6 protein-coding genes and 1 pseudogene are annotated in these 6,416 nt (G+C 57.5%); 4 read left to right on the top strand and 3 right to left on the bottom strand.

Going from position 1 to position 6,416, the window contains the following annotated elements:
* Together mntR and KO492_RS18740 are read left to right on the top strand one after the other, a co-directional pair.
* Positions 1-423: manganese-binding transcriptional regulator MntR (gene mntR / locus KO492_RS17085; protein WP_216046082.1), on the top strand; the 423-nt coding region annotated here is incomplete at its 5' end.
* A gap of 351 nt (positions 424-774) precedes the next feature.
* Positions 775-1,334: pseudogene (locus KO492_RS18740) on the top strand (transposase); the annotation flags it as partial.
* Between the two features lie 35 nt (positions 1,335-1,369).
* Here the strand turns inward: KO492_RS18740 and KO492_RS17070 are convergent.
* The 3 genes from KO492_RS17070 to KO492_RS17060 all read right to left on the bottom strand — a co-directional run bounded on the left by KO492_RS17070 (position 1,370) and on the right by KO492_RS17060 (position 2,698).
* Complete coding sequence (locus KO492_RS17070; protein WP_216046080.1) at positions 1,370-1,816, bottom strand: c-type cytochrome; 447 nt, start codon at positions 1,814-1,816, stop codon at positions 1,370-1,372.
* Between the two features lie 50 nt (positions 1,817-1,866).
* Positions 1,867-2,016, bottom strand: a complete 150-nt coding sequence (locus KO492_RS17065; protein ID WP_216046079.1) for a hypothetical protein — start codon at positions 2,014-2,016, stop codon at positions 1,867-1,869.
* Between the two features lie 124 nt (positions 2,017-2,140).
* Entirely contained in the window at positions 2,141-2,698 is a 558-nt protein-coding gene (locus KO492_RS17060; protein WP_216046078.1) for a MerR family transcriptional regulator, read from the bottom strand.
* A 269-nt stretch (positions 2,699-2,967) separates the two neighbouring features.
* Between KO492_RS17060 and KO492_RS17055 the strand changes: the two genes are divergently transcribed.
* Together KO492_RS17055 and KO492_RS17050 are read left to right on the top strand one after the other, a co-directional pair.
* Positions 2,968-5,427 (top strand): heavy metal translocating P-type ATPase, encoded by a 2,460-nt coding sequence (locus KO492_RS17055; protein ID WP_216046077.1) that lies wholly within the window; start codon positions 2,968-2,970, stop codon positions 5,425-5,427.
* 397 nt (positions 5,428-5,824) lie between these two features.
* A complete protein-coding gene (locus KO492_RS17050; protein WP_216046076.1) occupies positions 5,825-6,415 on the top strand; it encodes a TetR/AcrR family transcriptional regulator in 591 nt (196 codons plus the stop codon).
* Position 6,416 lies beyond the last annotated feature (1 nt).

The raw sequence follows: 6,416 nt of genomic DNA, 5'->3' as shown, positions 1-6,416 counted from the left end.
TTTCTCGATGAAACCAAGCCTGCGAACCGTTTTGCCCGCGCCAGAGAAGCTCAGTCTGCGGCCTTGCTTGAGGACTATGCCGAGATGATCGGCGATCTTATCGAGGAATTAGGAGAAGCCCGCGTAGCTGACATCGCCAAACGGATGGGGGTGTCGCAGCCTACCGCGACGAAATCCGTTGCACGGCTGAAGCGCGAAGGTCTCGCCACATCACGTCCGTATAGGGGTATATTCCTGACCGAAGAAGGGACGGCCTTGGCAACTCGTGTTCGCGCACGGGACAGGACAGTTGTCGAATTCCTGATCAAAATGGGGGTTCCCAAAGACATCGCGGAATTGGATGCCGAAGGTATAGAGCATCATGTTTCTCAGGTTACACTGACCGTGTTCGAAAAAGTCGTCGCGGGCAATAAAGGTGACTGACTGGAAGGTTCGCGTTCGGCAACGGACCTTCTCTGCAGCGAGCCTGAATGTCCGTTGCGGGCCGTTCTCGTAGAACGGCCCCAATATTAGACTTTGGTGTCTTCAGCGCACGCGCATACCCTTTTCTTCGTCCCAGTGTAAAAGCTTATCGCTTTTCGGCAGGGGGCGTCGGCCGCGGAAACCGAAATTCCAAACTCCCAATCTGCAGGGCAGATCGCCACATATCTGGCATATCCACCGACCCCACCTTTAAATTTCGGATAGCCAATCGAGACGAGGCAGCCGATCGGCGGAACCTTGTCCAGATTGGCGACTCCTTCTGCCTGTGCGTAGCCATTATGCATAAGCCAATACCTGCTGCGGAAACTGCCTATCACGCGCCCAAACCACGTTTGGTGCTGCGATATCACATATATTCCGGTGCGACGCGGGTTCCTCTATCTGGTGGCGATCATGGACTGGGCCACGCGCAAAGTGCTGGCATGGCGGCTATCAAACAACGAGACTTTGTCCGCCATTGGTCCGAGGACAATGGTCGAGTGGACGCCAGCTTATGTGTCGAGGCATTAAACGAGGCCATCGCCAAATATGGCAAATCCGAGATAATGAATACCGATCAAGGACCGCAGTTCACCGGGACGGCCTGGATCACCACCCTCATCGATGCCAAGATTAAAATCTCCATGGATGGCCGAGGTCGCTATCTCGATAATATCTTCATCAAAAGGCTGTGGCGATCACTTAAGCAGGAGGCCGTCTATCTGCACGAATTGCATGACGGGTAACAAGCCAAACGCGTCATCGGCGAATGGCTCGAATTCTACAACGCCGAGCGACCGCACGCGGCGCTTGATAAACGGACGCCAGACGACGCATACTTTGAGGCAACACAGATGAATCAAGCGGCATGAAACCTTAACCATGATTCATCTTAGCAAAGGTCATGTCAGTTGATCCCGTTGGCGCGCTGCAACTCGCGAACATAGGAGATGATCGCTTTGACATCGCCCTGTGTGACGCCCTCTTGCGGAGGCATGTTGCCAAATCGCCAGTGATGGGCCTGCACCCCGCGCTGTGCAGCCATCAGAAAGGACAAGTCGCCATGGTGTGAGGGCTCATAGATTTTATGGACCAAGGGTGGTCCGAACCCTTCCTTGCCCGCAGCGTTCTCACCATGGCAGGCCGCGCAGACGCTGTCGAAGGCGCGTTTGCCGATCTGCGCATTTGCAGAGAGAGTGTCAGGTAGCGCGACGGCGACAATCGAATCGCCTTGGGCTGGACGCGAGGATGAGGCGAGCGGCGTAGTCGCGGGTGTGGGTTCAGGTTTGAAGAAGACATAGGCCGCAAGCGCCACGATGGCGGCACCGGCTAAGGGCAGGATCAATTTGTTCATGATGTTTCCGTATCGGATCAAGACGCAAAGGCGCGTCAAAAAGAATGAGTTCAGGTGAAAGTGAACCCGATACGGGGAGGCGGAAGATCGAGGGACGGTGCGCGCGCTATGATCTTGGCGGCAGGCAAGGGCGGGAACCCGAGCGGTTGGAGCTCACGCATCACTTCGTGTTCAAGGCTCAACTCCGGTGTGAACAGCATACAGATCGCGCCATGGGGACAAGGAATATCCAAAGACGCCGAACCTGAGGTCCTATTGGCACAGTCGGGGCACATTTCATGATGATGCGCGGCGTTCTCAGCCGTTTGTATCGCTCCCAACACCTCAGCCCCAGTTGTCCCATGCGTCATCCCTGCGCGAGGCGCAGAGAAGAGGGTCAGAAACCCAATAAGTAATATGGTGACGAGGCGGAACAAACAGGTTCTCCGAAACTTTGGTTGTGGCTTTGGCTGCCGATAATGGCGCGCGGCAGGCTCGGGGGCAACGGGAGGCTGAAGCGGACGCACTTAGCTCATCAAGGATCGCGCAATCGGGGGCCTCATTGCCATGACATTTCGAAACCAGATCAGTGAGGCGCGCCTCCAAAGCTTTAAGATTGGCGATTTTCTCGCGAACCGAGACAAGGTTCTGCTGAGCCAGGTCCCGCACATCGCGACTATGCCGGGTTGGGTCCGCCTCCAGAGCAAGCAATGTGCGGCACTCTTCAAGAGAAAACCCCATCAACCGCGCCTGTGCCAGCAATCGCAACTGTGCGATCTGGGGTGCGTCGAAATCACGATAGCCATTCGCGGCCCGATCCGGAGACACAAGGCCGATGTCTTCGTAATAGCGGATCGTTTTGACGGGCAAACCGGTTTCGGTTGAAGCATGTCCGATGTTCATCACAATCTCCTTTGTTCTTTTTATAAACCCTCCACCAACTGGAGGGTAAAGTCACATCGATGTGACCCTTGGATTTTTGGGCGCTGCAAGAGGCGGACGTCTCGAGAATTTGAAATCACACCTCTTTGCTCCAGATCTGTCTCATGAGCTCGGTATTTTTCGGCGTCTGAGGTGCTCGGAAAAACCGGAAACGCCCACTTGACCCTCCAGTTACTGGAGGTCCTATCTGAAAAGGCGAGGTCAAAATCCAGAACGATCAGGAGTGAACCATGACAGCGCACGACCATCATACGCACGACCAACACCATACAGCATCTGATGTAATCCGCGATCCTGTCTGTGGCATGACCGTCGATCCCTCGGTCGGAAAGCCGCAGGTGGATCACGACGGCCATACCTATCACTTCTGCTCCGAAGGGTGCCGCGAGACATTCGTGGCTAAGCCCGAGGCCTATATCAAAGCGACCGATCCAGTCTGTGGCATGTCGGTGGACCGCGCCAGCGCGGCGCATATGTCCAAGCTCGATGGGGAGCGGTTCTACTTCTGCTCCGCGAGCTGTCAGGAGAAATTCGAGAAAAGCCCGGAGCATTATCTTGGCGCCCGCCCTAAGGCAAAAGCCATGCCGGAGGGGACTAAATATACCTGCCCGATGCACCCGGAGATCATCGAGGACCATCCCGGAGACTGCCCGAAATGCGGCATGGCCTTGGAGCCGATGACGCCTTCTGCGGATAGTGGGCCGAATCCGGAGTTTGTCGATTTCAAACGCCGCTTCTGGATCATGGCACCGCTCGCCGCCGCCGTCTTCGTCTTGGAGATGGGCAGCCATGTTGGCTTGCCCTTTGCCGAGTGGGTCGGGCATAAGCCGTTTCTCTGGCTTCAGTTCGCACTCGCCACGCCGGTTCTGTGGTTTGCGCGGCCATTCTTCATCCGGGGTTGGAAATCCGTGGTGAATGTCTCTCCTAATATGTGGACGCTGATCGCACTTGGCACGCTCTCGGCCTATCTGTTTTCGCTCGTGGGGCTTTTGGCCCCGTCGGTTTTCCCCTCGGAAATGTTGAATGACCATGGTTTGCCGCCCGTCTATTTCGAAGCCTCAGCGGTCATTCTCGTGCTGGTCCTGATTGGTCAACTGATGGAGCTGACCGCGCGCGAACGGACCGGGGATGCGATCCGGGCGTTGATGGATCTGGCGCCGAAAACCGCGCGGCTTGTCACGAAAGACGGCGAGAAAGACGTGCCGCTTGATGAGGTGCAAAACGGTGATCGGCTCCGCGTGCGTCCGGGGGAAAGCGTTCCGGTCGATGGTGCGATTGTCGGCGGGCGCTCCTCCGTTGACGAAAGCATGATCACCGGCGAGCCGGTCCCGGTGGAGAAATCGCAGGGCGATGCAGTGACTGGTGGCACGCTGAATAAATCCGGCTCTTTCGTGATGGAGGCGCAGGCCGTCGGATCCGAAACAACCCTGTCGCGCATCGTAGCCATGGTCGCACAAGCTCAACGCTCACGTGCGCCCATTCAGGGCCTCGCGGACCGTGTGTCGCTATATTTCGTACCCGCTGTCGTGGTGACTTCCATTGTCGCCTTCCTTGTCTGGCTCTTTGTCGAGCCAAGCCCGGCTCTGGGCTATGCAACGGTCGCGGCAGTCTCTGTCCTGATCATCGCGTGTCCTTGTGCGCTTGGTCTTGCAACGCCGATGTCGATCATGGTCGGCACGGGGCGCGGCGCGCAGACGGGTGTGTTGATCCGCGATGCCGAGGCGCTGGAACGCTTTGCCAAGGTCGACACGCTGATCGTGGACAAAACCGGCACACTGACGGAAGGCAAACCGTCGCTCACCGATGTCATCGCGAAAGACATTTCGGAAGAGGACCTGAAATCCTACGCCGCCGCCCTTGAGCGTGGCTCGGAACACCCTCTTGCCGAGGCCATCCTCGACGGCACAAAAGAGGCTCCCAACCGTGATGCGACCGGCTTTGAAGCGATCACAGGTAAGGGTGTGATTGCAACCATCGAAGGCGTGCAAGTCGCTTTGGGGAATGCGGCGCTTATGAAGGACCAAGGTGCAGAGCCGGGCACCCTGAGCGAAGATCTGGAACGCCTGCAATCCGAGGGCAAAACCGCCATGTATCTCGCCAAAGACGGCGCGGTCGTCGGCATCCTCGCCGTGGCTGACCGGATCAAGGAGACGACGCCCGAGGCGATCAAGGCCTTGCACGCGGAAGGACTTCGGGTCGTCATGGCCACGGGCGACAGCAAACGCACGGCCGAGGCCGTGGCAAAACAGCTCGGCATCGACGAGGTACGCGCAGAGGTGTCGCCCGAAGACAAAGCCGCGCTGGTCGAAGAGTTACGCAAAGCAGGCGCGCGAATTGCGATGGCCGGGGATGGCGTCAACGATGCCCCTGCGCTGGCGGCCGCCGATGTCGGTATTGCCATGGGCACCGGCGCAGATGTCGCAGTGGAAAGTGCGGGGCTCACGCTAGTGAAAGGCGATCTGATGGGCATTCTCAGAGCCCGCCGCCTGGCCGAAGCCGTGATGCTCAACATCCGGCAGAACCTGTTTTTTGCCTTTGCCTACAACACGGCGGGCGTGCCGGTTGCGGCGGGGATCCTCTATCCGGTCTTCGGCGTGTTACTCTCGCCCGTGATTGCAGCCTTGGCGATGAGTTTCAGTTCCGTGTCGGTGATCGCGAATGCGCTCAGGCTTCGGAGCGCCAAGCTTTGAAGAGAAAAGCCTCGGTAGGCCTCTAATTATGTTCCAAGCAATATTGAACAGCCGGCAAACGAAGCTTTGTTTCTATATAGAACGCTCATAGTCGTGTATGTGCTGCGATGCGCACGAATGTCGGAGTTCGGCTGGCACCCGAAAAGGGCTGGCACCGTTCATTCAAAATGCCTGCCGTGAATGGCAACTTCGGGCCGTCAGTGTCGGCCGTGGTCCCAAGGCGACCCTTCATGGCGCCGCAGTGCCGCAAGTCCGCTCCGAGCCCATTCTTCCGGATGCTGCAGTCGCGGCCAATGGCCGCTAAGCGGAACTTCGAAAACGGTCGCCAGCATTGCTTTGCCCCTTGCGGCTTCTCGTTTGTATGTATACCGATATACCTACAATCAGGAGATTCGACATGACCCTGCCAAGAAAGACACCAAAAGGATCTGCACATGATCGCCTCATGCAAGCGGCCATGATCCTGTTCTACAACCACGGCATCAGCGGAACCGGCATTGATGCCATTGTGGAACGCGCAGGCGTGGCGAAAAAGAGCCTCTACAACAACTTTGCCTCCAAGGCCGATCTGGTGAACCAGTATCTTGAAGCACGGCATGCAGAATGGTTGGCGCTCTATGATAACCGTGTGGCGACGGCAAAGGAGCCCAGTCAGCGTATCCTTGCGGTGTTCGATGCCTATCAGGATCACGCTGAATTTGCGTATGAGCGGGGGTTTCGCGGATGCGGTTTGTTGAACGCGGCGGCTGAACTTGAGGTCGGCGATGTTGGGCGGGCCGCTGTCAGGCGACACAAAGAACAAGTCGAAAGCATTCTTGCGCAGCATCTCTCGGAACTGTTGCCCGAGAAACCCGATCGCGTGGTGGCTTTGGCGGCGCAGATTGCCTTTCTGCTGGAAGGTTCGATGGCACGGGCGGGACTGGAGGGCAGCAGCGTGCGGGTGATTATGGCAAGGGCGATGGTCGACGACTTGTTGAAGGCGCTTTGAA

The sequence above is a fragment of the Celeribacter halophilus genome (assembly GCF_018860305.1).
GTDB classification, from domain to species: domain Bacteria; phylum Pseudomonadota; class Alphaproteobacteria; order Rhodobacterales; family Rhodobacteraceae; genus Celeribacter; species Celeribacter halophilus_A.
The sequence above is the reverse complement of the archived record's forward strand: the minus strand, read 5'-3'. Positions and strand labels throughout refer to the sequence as shown.

Coding starts and splice junctions, on each gene's coding strand:
- KO492_RS17060 (WP_216046078.1), bottom strand. CDS start 2,698: ATGAACATCGGACATGCTTCAACCGAAACCGGTTTGCCCGTCAAAACG.
- KO492_RS17070 (WP_216046080.1), bottom strand. CDS start 1,816: ATGAACAAATTGATCCTGCCCTTAGCCGGTGCCGCCATCGTGGCGCTT.
- KO492_RS17050 (WP_216046076.1), top strand. CDS start 5,825: ATGACCCTGCCAAGAAAGACACCAAAAGGATCTGCACATGATCGCCTC.
- KO492_RS17065 (WP_216046079.1), bottom strand. CDS start 2,016: ATGCTGTTCACACCGGAGTTGAGCCTTGAACACGAAGTGATGCGTGAG.
- KO492_RS17055 (WP_216046077.1), top strand. CDS start 2,968: ATGACAGCGCACGACCATCATACGCACGACCAACACCATACAGCATCT.